Below are 15246 nucleotides of genomic sequence, written 5' to 3'. Positions count from 1 at the left end.
TTTTTTATTAACACTACTGCGTTTTAACTGAAACAAACTGGAGACTGTCATGGAAAACCTGAATATGGATCTGCTGTACATGGCTGCCGCTGTGATGATGGGCCTGGCGGCAATCGGTGCTGCGATCGGTATCGGCATCCTCGGAGGTAAATTCCTGGAAGGCGCTGCGCGTCAACCGGATCTGATCCCTCTGCTGCGTACGCAGTTCTTTGTTGTTATGGGTCTGGTGGATGCAATCCCGATGATCGCTGTAGGTCTGGGTCTGTACGTGATGTTTGCTGTCGCGGGTTAAGCGACAGGGCCAAACAAGAGTTCATCGGCCTGGGGCGTCAGCGCCAGACGATGAGCGGATTCTGCGGGTTGTCTTCGATAACGGCAGAGTAAGTTAACTTAACGAGAGGCATTGTGCTGTGAACCTTAACGCAACAATCCTCGGCCAGGCCATCGCGTTCGTCCTGTTTGTCCTGTTCTGCATGAAGTACGTATGGCCGCCGATTATGGCTGCCATCGAAAAGCGCCAGAAAGAAGTCGCTGAAGGCCTTGCTTCTGCAGAACGCGCCAAAAAAGATTTGGATCTCGCACAGGCAACTGCGACCGACCAGCTGAAAAAAGCGAAAGAAGAAGCTCAGGTCATCATCGAGCAGGCGAACAAACGCCGCGCTCAGATCCTGGACGAAGTGAAAGCTGAAGCTGAGCAGGAACGTAACAAGATCGTGGCACAGGCGCAGGCGGAAATTGACGCCGAGCGTAAACGTGCGCGTGAAGAGTTGCGTAAGCAAGTCGCGATGCTGGCTGTGGCCGGCGCCGAGAAAATCATCGAACGTTCCGTGGATGAAGCTGCTAACAGCGACATCGTAGATAAACTGGTCGCTGAACTGTAAGGAGGGAGGGGCTGATGTCTGAACTAATCACTGTAGCTCGCCCCTACGCCAAAGCAGCTTTTGACTTTGCCGTTGAGCATCAAAGCATCGACCGTTGGCAGCAAATGCTGACGTTCGCTGCAGAAGTCGCTCGCAACGAACAGATGGCCGAATTGATTTCCGGTGCGATGGCACCGGAAACCTTATCTGCCTCGTTCATCGCAGTCTGTGGTGACCAACTCGACGAAGCAGGTCAGAACCTTATCAAGGTTATGGCGGAAAACGGACGTTTGTCCGCGCTGCCAGCAGTACTGGAGCAGTACATTCACCTGCGTGACGCCTGGGAGGCGACCGCTGAAGTTGATGTCATCTCTGCCAGTGCGCTGAGCGACGAGCAGCTGAGTAAAATCAGCGCCGCAATGGAAAAGCGTCTGTCACGCAAAGTTAAGCTGAATTGCAAAATCGATAAGTCTGTAATGGCAGGCGTTATCATCCAGGCGGGTGATATGGTCATTGACGGTAGCGTTCGTGGCCGTCTTGAGCGTCTGGCAGACGTCTTGCAGTCTTAAGGGGACTGGAGCATATGCAACTGAATTCCACCGAAATCAGCGAACTGATCAAGCAGCGCATTGCTCAGTTCAATGTCGTGAGCGAAGCTCACAACGAAGGTACTATCATTTCCGTCAGCGACGGCATCATCCGCGTACACGGCCTGGCCGATGTGATGCAGGGTGAGATGATCGCGCTGCCGGGCAACCGCTACGCTATCGCCCTGAACCTGGAGCGCGACTCCGTAGGTGCAGTGGTTATGGGTCCGTATGCGGACCTCGCCGAAGGCATGAAAGTTAAATGCACCGGCCGTATCCTGGAAGTTCCGGTTGGCCGTGGCCTGCTGGGCCGCGTGGTTAACACCCTGGGTGAGCCAATCGACGGCAAAGGTCCGGTTGAGCATGACGGTTTCTCTCCGGTTGAAGTTATCGCGCCGGGCGTTATCGATCGTCAGTCCGTTGATGAGCCGGTTCAGACTGGCTATAAATCTGTCGATGCGATGATCCCAATCGGCCGTGGCCAGCGTGAGCTGATCATCGGCGACCGTCAGACCGGTAAAACCGCTCTGGCAATCGATGCCATCATCAACCAGCGCGATTCCGGTATCAAATGTGTGTACGTGGCTATCGGCCAGAAAGCGTCCACCATTGCTAACGTGGTTCGTAAACTGGAAGAGCATGGCGCGCTGGCTAATACCATCGTGGTGGTTGCGTCCGCGTCTGAGTCTGCCGCGCTGCAATACCTGTCGCCGTACGCCGGTTGCGCTATGGGTGAATACTTCCGCGACCGCGGTGAAGATGCGCTGATCGTATACGATGACCTGTCCAAACAGGCTGTTGCTTACCGTCAGATTTCTCTGCTGCTGCGTCGTCCGCCGGGCCGTGAAGCATTCCCTGGCGACGTGTTCTATCTCCACTCTCGCCTGCTGGAGCGCGCCTCCCGCGTAAACGCTGAATATGTTGAAGCGTTTACCAAAGGTGAAGTGAAAGGTAAAACCGGTTCCCTGACTGCCCTGCCGATCATTGAAACGCAGGCTGGCGACGTTTCCGCGTTCGTTCCGACCAACGTAATCTCTATTACCGATGGTCAGATCTTCCTGGAATCTAACCTGTTCAACTCCGGTATTCGTCCGGCTGTTAACCCGGGTATCTCCGTATCCCGTGTTGGTGGTGCCGCGCAGACCAAGATCGTGAAAAAACTGTCCGGTGGTATTCGTACCGCGCTGGCACAGTATCGTGAACTGGCAGCCTTCTCTCAGTTCGCTTCCGACCTGGATGACGCAACCCGTAAACAGCTGAGCCACGGTCAGAAAGTGACCGAGCTGCTGAAGCAGAAACAGTATGCGCCGATGTCTGTTGCCCAACAGGGTCTGGTGCTGTTCGCTGCCGAGCGTGGCTACCTGAACGACGTCGAACTGGCGAAAATCGGTAGCTTTGAAGCTGCGCTGCTGGCGTATGCCGATCGCGAACACGCCGAGCTGATGCAGGAAATCAACCAAACTGGTAACTACAACAACGAGATCGAAGAGAAGCTGAAAGGCCTCCTCGAAACGTTTAAAGCAACCCAGTCCTGGTAATGTCTGGCGGCTTGTCTGAAAAGGCAGGCCGCAAGGCTTTGAGGAGAAGCTAATGGCCGGCGCAAAAGAGATACGTAACAAGATCGGAAGCGTGAAAAACACGCAGAAGATCACTAAAGCGATGGAAATGGTCGCCGCCTCCAAAATGCGTAAAACGCAGGAACGCATGGCGGCCAGCCGTCCGTATGCAGAAACCATGCGCAAAGTGATTGGTCACATTGCGCTGGGTAATCTGGAATACAAGCACCCTTACCTGGAAGAGCGCGACGTTAAGCGCGTCGGCTATTTGGTCGTTTCTACCGACCGCGGGCTTTGTGGTGGTTTGAACATTAACCTGTTCAAAAAATTGCTGGCAGAGATGAAAACCTGGTCTGATAAAGGCGTACAGAGCGATCTGGCAATTATCGGTTCCAAAGGTTTGGCTTTCTTCGGTGCTGTAGGCGGCAACGTCGTGGCTCAGGTGACCGGCATGGGTGACAACCCTTCCCTGTCAGAACTGATTGGCCCGGTAAAAGTCATGCTACAGGCCTATGACGAAGGTCGTCTCGACAAGCTGTATGTGGTCAGCAACAAATTTAACAACACCATGTCCCAGACGCCGACTGTGACCCAGCTGCTGCCGTTACCGCCAGCGGAAGGGGAAGAAGAGCTGAAGCGCAAAACCTGGGATTACCTGTACGAACCGGATCCGAAGTCGCTGCTGGATACCCTGCTGCGTCGCTATGTCGAATCACAGGTTTATCAGGGCGTTGTGGAAAACCTGGCCAGCGAACAGGCCGCACGTATGGTGGCGATGAAAGCGGCGACCGACAACGGCGGCAACCTGATCAAAGAGCTGCAGTTGGTGTACAACAAAGCTCGTCAGGCCAGCATCACCCAGGAACTTACCGAGATCGTCTCGGGGGCCTCCGCGGTTTAACCAGGTATACCCTGTCACTGATGCTGCGGCTGCCGTTGACCAGCAACAGCAGCGCAGCCAGCTGAAGTGCTGCAACGACGGTGATGATGGGTAGAAACGAATTAGGTAGAGGATTCAAGATGGCAACTGGAAAGATTGTCCAGATCATCGGCGCCGTAGTTGACGTCGAGTTCCCTCAGGACGCTGTACCGCAGGTGTACAACGCCCTTGAGGTTAACAATGGTGATGCGCGTCTGGTGCTGGAAGTGCAGCAACAGCTGGGCGGCGGCGTGGTTCGTACCATCGCTATGGGTACGTCTGACGGCCTGAAACGTGGCCTGGACGTAACCGACCTTAAAAAACCGATTCAGGTTCCGGTAGGTAAAGCTACGCTGGGCCGTATCATGAACGTACTGGGCGAGCCGATCGATATGAAAGGCGAGCTGAAAGAAGAAGACGGCAGCGCAGTAGAGATCGCCTCTATTCACCGCGCGGCGCCTTCTTATGAAGATCAGTCAAACTCCCAGGAACTGCTGGAAACCGGCATCAAGGTTATCGACCTGATGTGTCCGTTCGCTAAGGGCGGTAAAGTCGGTCTGTTCGGTGGTGCGGGCGTAGGTAAAACCGTAAACATGATGGAGCTTATCCGTAACATTGCGGCTGAGCATTCAGGCTACTCGGTATTTGCCGGCGTGGGTGAGCGTACTCGTGAGGGTAACGACTTCTACCACGAAATGACCGACTCTAACGTAATCGACAAAGTTGCGCTGGTTTATGGCCAGATGAACGAGCCGCCGGGCAACCGTCTGCGCGTAGCACTGACCGGTCTGACCATGGCGGAGAAATTCCGTGATGAAGGCCGTGACGTTCTGCTGTTCATCGATAACATCTACCGTTATACCCTGGCCGGTACGGAAGTATCCGCACTGCTGGGCCGTATGCCTTCTGCGGTAGGTTATCAGCCGACGCTGGCAGAAGAGATGGGCGTGTTGCAGGAGCGTATTACCTCCACCAAGACCGGTTCAATCACCTCCGTACAGGCCGTTTACGTTCCTGCGGATGACTTGACCGACCCGTCTCCGGCGACCACCTTCGCCCACCTTGACTCTACCGTTACTCTGAGCCGTCAGATTGCGTCTCTGGGTATCTACCCGGCCGTTGACCCGCTGGATTCCACCAGCCGTCAGCTGGATCCGCTGGTAGTCGGTCAGGAGCATTACGACACGGCGCGTGGCGTGCAGTCTATTCTGCAGCGTTACCAGGAACTGAAAGACATCATCGCCATCCTTGGTATGGACGAGCTGTCTGAAGATGACAAACTGCTGGTGGCCCGTGCGCGTAAGATCCAGCGCTTCCTGTCTCAGCCGTTCTTCGTAGCAGAAGTATTCACCGGTTCTCCGGGCAAATACGTTCCGCTGAAGGATACCATCCGTGGCTTTAAAGGCATTATGGAAGGTGAGTTTGACCACCTGCCAGAACAGGCCTTCTACATGGTTGGTGCCATCGAAGAAGCAGTGGAAAAAGCGAAGAAACTGTAATGATCTCCCCGGCGTCGTTCAGGCTGAACCACGTCAAGCAAAGGCATCCCGAATCGCTGATTTGATCAGTGATTCGGATGAAGAAGGCTGCTGGCGCAGCGGCAGACTGAAAGATAACGGGGCGATTTTCCGGGAGGTTAAAAATGGCTATGACTTATCACCTGGATGTAGTCAGCGCGGAACAGCAGATGTTCAGCGGTCTGGTACAGAAAATTCAGGTGTCAGGTAGCGAAGGCGAGCTGGGTATTTTTCCTGGCCATACGCCACTGCTGACCGCCATTAAGCCTGGCATGGTGCGCATCGTTAAACAGCACGGCGAAGAAGAGTATATCTATCTCTCCGGCGGCGTGCTGGAAGTTCAGGCTGGTACGGTTACCGTACTGGCTGACACGGCGATTCGCGGCACCGATCTTGATGAAGCGCGCGCGTTAGAAGCGAAACGCAAAGCGGAAGAGCATATCAACAAAGCGCACGGCGATGTGGATTATGCTCAGGCTTCGGCAGAGCTGGCGAAAGCCATTGCTAAGCTGCGCGTCATCGAGCTGACCAAAAGAGCGATGTAATCAGGCTTAACAGCAGCTAATCATGCCAGCCCAAATGGGCTGGCATTTTTTTATCTTCCCTGCCCTGCTCCCTTCTTGCTACACAGCTAAAATTAAGCGACCAAAAATCCTCATTTTTCGTTGTATTTATCATCAACAGCGATACATTCTTGGCGGTGGTAATAACTGGAAAGTCGGTTAATTTTGCCGTGAGAAAAATGTAGTAATCTCAGGGCGAAACCGTTTTACTTTCATTTGCAAAAATTCAATCAGGATGGTTATGTCTAACAGCGCAATAAGTGTGGTGATCCTTGCTGCCGGCAAGGGAACACGCATGTATTCCGATCTTCCCAAAGTCCTGCATACCCTGGCAGGAAAGCCCATGGTTCAACACGTTATTGACGCCGCAAAAGGCGTCGGCGCACGTGCGATTAACCTTGTTTACGGTCACGGCGGCGATCGGCTGAAAGCCACGCTGGGTGACGATGCGCTGAACTGGGTTCTGCAAGCTGAGCAGCTGGGAACCGGGCATGCGATGCAGCAAGCCGCGCCTTTCTTTGCTGATGACGAAGATATTCTGATGCTGTACGGCGATGTGCCGCTGATTACCGTGGATACGCTGACGCGTCTGTGCGCGGCGAAGCCTGAAGGCGGCATTGGCCTGTTAACGGTTACGCTCGACAATCCCACCGGCTATGGCCGTATCGTGCGTGAAAACGGCGAGGTTGTCGGTATCGTTGAGCAGAAAGATGCCTCACCGGCGCAGCTGGCGATTTCTGAAATTAATACCGGCATTCTGGTGGCAAACGGCGGCGATCTGAAGCGCTGGCTGAACCAGCTCACCAACAACAACGCGCAGGGTGAATATTACATTACCGATATCATCGCGCTCGCCTCAGCGGAAGGTCGTCAGATCGCAACCGTACAGCCGTCACGCATTAGCGAAACGGAAGGGGTAAATAACCGCCTTCAGCTGGCGACGCTTGAGCGCATTTACCAGGCTGAGCAGGCCGAAAAATTATTACTGGCGGGCGTTATGCTGCGCGATCCGGCGCGCTTCGATCTACGCGGCAGCTTACAGCATGGCCGCGATGTTGAGATCGACAGCAACGTGATCCTTGAAGGTCAGGTGACCTTAGGCAATAACGTCAAAATCGGCGCAGGCTGCGTAATTAAAAACAGCGCCATCGGCGACGGTTGTGAAATCAGCCCGTACAGCGTGATTGAGGATGCTGTACTGGAAGCATCCTGCACCGTTGGGCCTTTTGCCCGTTTGCGGCCGGGCAGCCAGCTTGGCGAAGCGGCGCACGTCGGCAACTTTGTTGAGATGAAAAAGGCGACGCTGGGCAAAGGCTCTAAAGCAGGACATCTCAGCTATCTTGGTGATGCGGAGATTGGCTCTGGCGTTAATATCGGCGCGGGTACTATTACCTGCAATTATGACGGCGCGAACAAGTCAAAAACCATCATCGGCGATGATGTGTTTGTCGGCTCCGATACGCAGCTGGTGGCGCCGGTTACGGTAGCCAGCGGCGCCACTATCGCCGCAGGGACAACCATCATGAAAGATGTTACCGCCGGCGAGCTGGTCTATAACCGCAAAGAACAGATTCAAAAATCGGGCTGGCAACGCCCGGTGAAGAAAAAATAAAACAATAAACCCCCACTCTCTACAAGGCTCGGGGGAGCCAGCAACGCTGGCATATCAGGTCGATGACAACGCTGGGCGCTGAGCGCCATGAGTCAGGAACAGAACTATGTGTGGAATTGTTGGCGCGGTTGCGCAACGTGATATTGCCGAAATACTGCTGGAAGGCTTACGCCGTCTTGAGTATCGCGGTTATGACTCCGCAGGTTTAGCGGTGGTGGATCGACAAGGGCACATCACTCGCCTGCGTCGTGTAGGTAAAGTACAGAAACTGGCTGAGGCTGCCGAGCAGCATCCGCTGATTGGCGGCACCGGTATTGCCCATACCCGTTGGGCGACGCACGGCGAGCCTTCCGAAGCGAATGCGCATCCGCACGTTTCTGAACATATTGTTATCGTGCATAACGGCATCATTGAAAACCATGAGCCGCTGCGTGAGCTGATGATCGAACGCGGTTATCGCTTCGCTTCCGAAACCGATACCGAAGTTGTTGCGCACCTGGTGCATTGGGAACAGAAACAGGGCGGCAGCCTGCGTGAAGTAGTGCAGCGCGTTATTCCGCAGCTGCGCGGCGCCTATGGCATGGTGATTATGGACAGCCGCGATCCGTCGCTGCTGGTGGCTGCCCGCTCAGGCAGCCCGCTGGTAATCGGCTGCGGCGTTGGCGAGAATTTTATCGCTTCCGATCAGCTGGCGCTGTTGCCGGTCACCCGTCGCTTTATCTACCTGGAAGAAGGCGACATTGCTGAAGTGACGCGTCGTGAAGTGATGATTGTCGATCGCGCCGGCCAGCCGGTAAAACGCAGCGAAATCGAATCGAACGTACAGTATGACGCAGGCGACAAAGGCGTTTACCGTCATTACATGCAGAAAGAGATCTACGAACAGCCTAACGCGATCAAAAACACCCTGAGTGGACGTTTTAGCCACGGCGAAGTTGATCTCTCCGAGCTGGGCGCGGGCGCCAACGATCTGCTGAGCCAGGTTGAGCATATCCAGATTATCGCCTGCGGCACCTCTTACAATTCCGGCATGGTGGCGCGCTACTGGTTTGAATCACTGGCCAACGTTCCTTGCGACGTAGAAATTGCCTCTGAATTCCGCTATCGCAAATCCGCAGTGCGTAAAAACAGCCTGTTGATTACGCTGTCGCAGTCGGGCGAAACCGCCGATACGCTGGCCGCGCTGCGCCTGTCAAAAGAGCTGGGCTATCTGGGCTCGCTGGCAATTTGTAACGTGGCCGGATCTTCGCTGGTGCGTGAATCTGACCTGGCGTTAATGACCAAAGCCGGCACTGAAATCGGCGTGGCGTCTACCAAAGCTTTTACCACTCAGTTGACCGTTCTGCTGATGCTGGTGGCGAAAATTGGCCGTCTGAAAGGCGCCGACGCGCAAATCGAGCATGATATCGTTCATGCGCTGCAGGCGCTGCCGAGCCGTATTGAGCAGATGCTGGCGCAGGACAAACTGATCGAAGCGCTGGCGGAAGGATTCTCCGACAAGCATCATGCGTTGTTCCTTGGTCGTGGCGATCAGTATCCGATTGCGATGGAGGGTGCGCTGAAGCTGAAAGAGATCTCCTACATTCATGCGGAAGCCTATGCCGCTGGTGAGCTGAAACACGGCCCGCTGGCGCTGATTGATGCCGATATGCCGGTAATCGTGGTGGCGCCGAACAATGAGCTGCTGGAGAAGCTGAAATCCAATATCGAAGAGGTGCGCGCGCGCGGCGGTCTGCTGTATGTGTTCGCCGATCGGGATGCGGGCTTTAGCGACAGCGAAGGTATGAAAATTATCTCTCTGCCGCATGTAGAAGAGGTTATCGCGCCGATTTTCTACACCGTGCCGTTGCAGCTGCTTTCCTATCACGTAGCGCTGATCAAAGGCACCGACGTTGACCAGCCACGTAACCTGGCGAAATCAGTTACCGTTGAGTAAAGCGCTGCGCTGTCCGGCTACAGGCCGACAAGCCCGTTAATCAGAAAAGTCCGGTGTTGCCGTTTAACAGGCTCGCCGGGCTTTTTTATGGCTTCCGTTTCAGCAGAGCAGCAGGCTCTTCCCCGTCAAAGGGGTCTGATGCTCAGAGGAAGGAAAACTCACGTTAAGGGATTTTGGTAATGCGATTACAAAGGACTACGCGCCAGAAAAAGGATCTCAGGAAGAACCTTTCAGCTGATTGTTTATTTCAACAACACTAATCTTTGATAACCGGGATTAACCTTCCGAACATGCTCTTCATCTTCTGCTGGACAGGTTATAACCATTCCGAACCCGCGTTTTTATCGGCTTCAATTGACACGCTTTTTGGCATGAAACAGCGGAGCTATTGTTATAAGCTGCCAGCGCCATCTGCCGCGGTCAAAAAGGCGAGATAAGAAAAGGATATACCGACGGTCAGGAAGATCAGTAAACATTGCTTAACGTGAGTTTTCGTTCTACTTGGGCTGGAAATACAGCGACTCGCGGAGCGGGAACAAACAGAACATCTCCGCGATTATTTCCGCGAAAGACTTGCTGTGGTCCTGAGGGTGGTTACGGTAAGCCACAGGCGCTGCTTGCTGCACTTCAGACCGTAATTCTCAAAAACCTCAACCATAATATCCCGGTCTTCAATCATCCGGCTGCCGGCATGATTGAAAATATACTGCAGCAGTCGGGCCATGGTGGGTCTCAGACGCAGACTGACGCCGGAGAGAGTATTAATCAGCAGCGTCGGGGAAATACGATACTGGAGATTATCTCCGATACTGTAGCCGTAAAGCGACTGCTGTAAATGACCCGGTTTTTTGTCATCACCTGAATACCTCTCGCTTGATATTAATTTTCACCAATGGCGCGGATTCTATATAAATAAAATCCATTATCAATAAGACATATTTGTGATTATAAAAAACTACAATTGCTGTTGTTTTCCAGTTGTTTATTCTACTCAGAAGTAATGTATTCAATCGTAATATCTTTATGGTGCCGGTCATTTCCCACAAACAGGCGTTAATGTGAAACCCGGTAGTCAGTCAGAAAAACTAAAATATTTTCGATTGAAGGTTTTGTTGCGAAATAAGTACAGGTCATCGTAACGGGTGTTTAAGCTTTTCCATTCATTATAATTATTTGCTAAAAATGCCTACTAAGGCTGACTTACAAAACCACTGCACATAATTCCAAATACAATTGAATATAATCAATGAGATACAAGTATATTAGAAATTATAAAAAACTTCATTACCGGATCTGCTATAAGGGAAAAACGATGAAATAAGAGTCACAGGGAAATAAATTTGACATAAATGTTATGCTACCGTTATTGATATGTGTAATATTTTTAGGGGAATTAATATGCTATTTGTATGCGGACCAGACATTCTTCCGGGATTGAATGATAAAGTACCGAAGAGGATTTGAGTCAATTCTCAAACAAATTTGAATTGAGCCTTTCTGAATTATTTTGCATTATATCCAGGTGGTGATTGTACCCCATTGTTATTTCTCATGAGGAATAACGAGGAACATTACATAATGGACCAATGTAAGATTGCTTTCATCACGACTAAGTGTCAGTACCACCAGGTGCGCATCTGGTATTCTGAGGAAATGAAATCTAATTACCGAAGATACCCGGGATCCAATGTAGATCAAAAACAAGGGATAGGGAAAGTGATCACACAATCATCAATCATCAATCATCAATCATCAATCATCAATTAAAAAATCAATACTGACTTTATTTTCATTTGCAGCATTATCTGGGTCTGCATTTGCGGTAACGCCGACGGTCACATTCCAGGGCGAAGTCACCAGCCAGACCTGCTCGGTCAGCATCAATGGAGATACAAACTCTGTTGTTCTGTTACCGACGGTCTCTACCGCTGACTTTGGCAGAAACCTGGCGAATGGACAGACCGCCGGGCTGACGCCATTTACCGTGACAGTCAGCGGCTGTACTGCCCCGGCGGCAGACGAGGGTCCTCAGCTGATTAAAACCCGTTTTCTGGGGTTTGATGTCGACAGCGCCAGCGGTACGCTGGGTAACCGCGCAGCCACTGATGCTGCGGTCGGTTATGGTATCCAGCTGACCACCACCGATGCCGGAACAACGCCTGTCGTGCTGTCAGGGGTAACCGATGTTGCAGGCCTCTCTTTAGCCGAGGGTCAAACCTCAACCAGCCACTCTTTTGGGGCACAATATTATGTTATTGATGCCGCTTCTGCTACGCCGGGTGCGATTACTGCCGTAGCGGAATATACCCTGAGCTACCTCTGAGTTTATAAAAACACAGGCCGTATACCCGGCCTGTGTTTTAAAAAATAAACGATATTAATATTAAAATAATCTTGCGGAATATTTCCCCGATGCGATTGATATTGCGATTGTTTGTTCTGTTGATATTCGGTTTTACCGGTTATGCAAATGCAGGCGTGATATTAACGGGTACGCGAACTATTTATCCGGAAGGCGCCAAAGATAAAACACTCCAGTTAACCAACCACGAATCTCAGTCTTATATTGTACAGGTACAGATTGACAATGGAACGCCGGAGGGTTTTGCCCCGTTTATTGTCACTCCGCCGGTTTTTCGTATGGAGCCTCATAGCGGTCAGTCTGTCCGCTTGACCTATTCCGGTGAACCGCTGCCAGGCGATCGGGAATCTGTATTCTATTTTAGTTTTAGTCAGCTGCCGTCATTAAAATCTGCAACGGCGCAACAGAATAAATTAATTTTTGCCATCACTAATCGGGTTAAAATTTTCTACCGCCCGGCGGCGTTGTCCGGTCATCCTGAAAAAACATCAGAATTTATAAGCCTCAGAATGGAAGGTAAGCAAATCAGGATAGTAAACCAGAGCGAATATCATGCCTCTGTTCGTCGGGCTACGCTTGTCCGTAACGGAAAAGAAATTCGCCTTGCGGAAGGGGTGATGATTTCGCCTAAATCCAGCATGGTATTTACCCCGCCGTCAGAAATTACAGACATCAGCACGGGAATTTTACGCCTCATACTCGTTAACGATTACGGGGTGGATATTGTGACTGAGCGTCGACTGTAATGCGTTTTTATTTGTGCGAATATCCCATGTCAGGCATCAGGATATTTATCCTGACAATTTTAATACCCGCTTCCGCAACGTTTGCCTCCGGGGAAAATGTTACCGGAGCGCCCGGGATATCTGAAGAAAATGATTATATCTTTGATCCGGCCTTATTTCGTGGAGGCCGGATCAGTGAAACCGCGCTTATGCGGCTGAGCAAACCGGGAAATATTGCTCCGGGTAACTATAAAGTTGATGTCTATGTGAATGGCGGATTCGTCAGCAGCGATAATATTACCTTCAGTGAAACGGAAAAGGGGCAGATACAGCCGTGCCTGAAACCTGGCCAGCTGGCGGTGGCCGGAATTGCGCCCCGGAGCGGCCTGCCTGCCGATGCAAAAGAGAAAAATGCCTGTCTCCCTCTCAGCACGCTGATCGAAGGTAGCAGAAGTCACTTTGACGCATCCCGGCTGCGGCTTGAACTGAGTATCCCGCAGGCTGACATGAATATCCGTCCGCGCGGCTATGTTGACCCCAGCGAACTTGAGGCCGGTAGCTCTCTGGGGTTTATCAATTACATCACTAACTATTATCACGTCTCTTACTCTGGTAATAACGCCCGGGATCTGGATTCCGGCTGGCTGTCTTTGAACGGAGGAATAAATATATGGATGTGGCAGTTCCGCCAGTTATCGAATGTGCAGTGGAACCGCGACTCGGGCACAGACTGGAATACCCTCCGCCGGTATCTACAACGCCCGCTGCCGGCAATTAACAGCCAGCTCTCCGCTGGCGAACTGACCACGACCGGGCGTCTTTTTTCAGGTCTGAGCTATAAGGGGATAAGCCTGGCTACCGATGAGAGAATGTTGCCGGATTCCATGCGGGGGTATGCCCCGGCCATTCGCGGGGTGGCTGGCAGCACGTCGAAGGTTACTGTCTCTCAGAACGGACGGCTGATTTACCAGACAACGGTTGCTCCCGGCCCGTTTGATATTAACGATCTCTATCCGACCAGCTATAGCGGTGATCTGGATGTCGAAGTCACGGGTGCCGACGGCAGCGTAAGCCGGTTCAGCGTACCGTTTTCCGCCGTACCGGAGTCTATGCGTCCGGGGATCTCACGCTATGGGCTGGCCGTCGGGCGTACTATCGATGCTGGTGATAACTCTCTGTTCGGCGATTTCACCTGGCAGTACGGGCTGAGCAATGCCCTGTCGCTCAACACGGGCCTGCGGATAGCGGATGACTACCAGTCGGTTATTGCCGGTGGGGTATATGCCTCTTCTTTTGGGGCTTTGGGTCTGGATATTACCGGCTCGCATGCGGGGATGCCGGAAGGCGATGATGTGAAGGGCTATATGGCCCACATTTCCTACAGTAAAACCTTCCAGCCGACGGCAACCACCGTGACGCTTGCGGGATATCGTTACTCGACTTCGGGCTATCGCGAACTCGGTGATGTTCTGGGGGTAAGGAAAGCCATGGGCGGCCACGATCGCTGGACCTCAATCTCCTGGCAGCAACAGTCCCGCTTTGATATCTCTCTTAACCAGGGTTTTGGTTCATACGGAAATATTTATCTCTCAGGTTCCACTCAGAATTACCGGGATGGCCGGAGCCGGGATACGCAACTGCAGGCGGGTTACAGCAACAGCTTCAATAACGGCATAAGTTTCAATATTTCCCTTTCCCGCCAGCACACAGGCGGGAACTATGAGGCTGGCCACAAGGAAACCGTTACCGCTGTCTCCGTCTCCTTTCCTCTGGGATCCAGTAATAAAAATAACACTCAGATTGTGAGCAACTCCTGGACCCACGCTTCCGGTGGCAGGGAGCAGTTTCAGAGCAATACATCAGGCATGATCGATAAAGCCCAGACGCTGAGTTATAACCTGGGGGTGATGCGCGACCAGCAGTATCATCAGACAACGATAAACGGTAGCCTGCAGAAACGGCTGCCCAATGTCAGCATAGGGCTTAATGCCTCACGGGGAGAGGGGTACTGGCAGGCGTCGGGTAACGCGCAGGGGGGGCTCGCCATTCATTCTGGCGGTCTGACGTTCGGACCTTATCTGAGCGATACCTTCGCGCTTGTCGAGGCTAAAGGCGCTTCAGGCGCAAGCGTTTATAACTCTGGCCAGTCGGTTATTGACAGCCATGGTTACGCCCTGGTTCCTTCCGTCACTCCCTATCGTTACAGCAGGGTAACCCTCGATCCCCAGGGAATAGATGGCAACGCGGAACTGATCGACAGCGAGCGCCGGGTGGCGCCGGTGGCAGGCGCCGCCGTCAGGGTTGTATTCCGGACCAGAACAGGCCATGCCATGCTTATTCAGGCTCGCCTGCCAGATGGAGAGCCGGTTCCGCTCGGGGCAGATGTGACCGGGCCGGACGGGACGATTATCGGTATGGCCGGACAGAACGGGCAGCTGTATTTACGTACGGAGCTTCCTGAAGGAGAACTGATCGTTCGTTGGGGAGACGACGAGCGGGATCGCTGTTATCTGTCCTACCGCATGACCCAAAAAGAAACCACTCAGCCCCTGACAAAACTCAGCGCAGTATGCCAACAGACGCGTAATGCGCAGTGATGAAGACAATGA

12 protein-coding genes are annotated in these 15246 nt (G+C 52.6%); all 12 read left to right on the top strand.

The window, feature by feature from the left end; all coding sequences use genetic code 11:
- The first annotated feature begins 49 nt into the window (after window positions 1-49).
- A complete protein-coding gene (gene atpE / locus P3C52_RS12450) occupies window positions 50-292 on the top strand; it encodes a F0F1 ATP synthase subunit C (protein WP_038629267.1) in 243 nt (80 codons plus the stop codon).
- A 118-nt stretch (window positions 293-410) separates the two neighbouring features.
- Entirely contained in the window at window positions 411-881 is a 471-nt protein-coding gene (gene atpF, locus P3C52_RS12445) for a F0F1 ATP synthase subunit B (RefSeq protein ID WP_103060313.1), read from the top strand.
- 14 nt (window positions 882-895) lie between these two features.
- The gene (gene atpH, locus P3C52_RS12440; RefSeq protein ID WP_275555306.1) at window positions 896-1429 is read left to right on the top strand and encodes a F0F1 ATP synthase subunit delta; all 534 of its coding nucleotides are present in this window, start codon (window positions 896-898) and stop codon (window positions 1427-1429) included.
- A 14-nt stretch (window positions 1430-1443) separates the two neighbouring features.
- Window positions 1444-2985: a F0F1 ATP synthase subunit alpha gene (gene atpA, locus P3C52_RS12435; RefSeq protein ID WP_275555305.1), complete on the top strand. Its 1542-nt coding sequence runs from the start codon at window positions 1444-1446 to the stop codon at window positions 2983-2985.
- Between the two features lie 52 nt (window positions 2986-3037).
- On the top strand, window positions 3038-3904 hold the full coding sequence (gene atpG / locus P3C52_RS12430; protein WP_275555304.1) for a F0F1 ATP synthase subunit gamma: 867 nt from the start codon (window positions 3038-3040) through the stop codon (window positions 3902-3904).
- A 119-nt stretch (window positions 3905-4023) separates the two neighbouring features.
- Window positions 4024-5421 carry a F0F1 ATP synthase subunit beta gene (gene atpD / locus P3C52_RS12425; protein WP_275555303.1) on the top strand — a complete coding sequence of 466 codons (1398 nt, stop codon included), beginning with the start codon at window positions 4024-4026 and terminating at the stop codon, window positions 5419-5421.
- A gap of 143 nt (window positions 5422-5564) precedes the next feature.
- The gene (locus P3C52_RS12420) at window positions 5565-5984 is read left to right on the top strand and encodes a F0F1 ATP synthase subunit epsilon (RefSeq protein WP_275555302.1); all 420 of its coding nucleotides are present in this window, start codon (window positions 5565-5567) and stop codon (window positions 5982-5984) included.
- 259 nt (window positions 5985-6243) lie between these two features.
- On the top strand, window positions 6244-7614 hold the full coding sequence (gene glmU, locus P3C52_RS12415) for a bifunctional UDP-N-acetylglucosamine diphosphorylase/glucosamine-1-phosphate N-acetyltransferase GlmU (protein WP_275555301.1): 1371 nt from the start codon (window positions 6244-6246) through the stop codon (window positions 7612-7614).
- Between the two features lie 106 nt (window positions 7615-7720).
- Window positions 7721-9550, top strand: coding sequence for a glutamine--fructose-6-phosphate transaminase (isomerizing) (glmS, locus tag P3C52_RS12410; RefSeq protein WP_275555300.1), 1830 nt, complete (start codon window positions 7721-7723; stop codon window positions 9548-9550).
- A gap of 1774 nt (window positions 9551-11324) precedes the next feature.
- Window positions 11325-11873 carry a fimbrial protein gene (locus P3C52_RS12405; protein WP_275555330.1) on the top strand — a complete coding sequence of 183 codons (549 nt, stop codon included), beginning with the start codon at window positions 11325-11327 and terminating at the stop codon, window positions 11871-11873.
- 89 nt (window positions 11874-11962) lie between these two features.
- The gene (locus tag P3C52_RS12400) at window positions 11963-12658 is read left to right on the top strand and encodes a molecular chaperone (RefSeq protein WP_275555299.1); all 696 of its coding nucleotides are present in this window, start codon (window positions 11963-11965) and stop codon (window positions 12656-12658) included.
- Complete coding sequence (locus P3C52_RS12395) at window positions 12658-15234, top strand: fimbria/pilus outer membrane usher protein (RefSeq protein WP_275555298.1); 2577 nt, start codon at window positions 12658-12660, stop codon at window positions 15232-15234. Before P3C52_RS12400 ends, P3C52_RS12395 begins: the two co-directional genes overlap by 1 nt.
- Window positions 15235-15246 lie beyond the last annotated feature (12 nt).

Origin of the sequence: Mixta sp. Marseille-Q2659 (assembly GCF_940807255.1) — a bacterium.
Classification (GTDB): Bacteria; Pseudomonadota; Gammaproteobacteria; order Enterobacterales; family Enterobacteriaceae; genus Mixta.
Note: the sequence above shows the minus strand (reverse complement) of the source record. Positions and strands in the feature narration are given on the sequence as shown.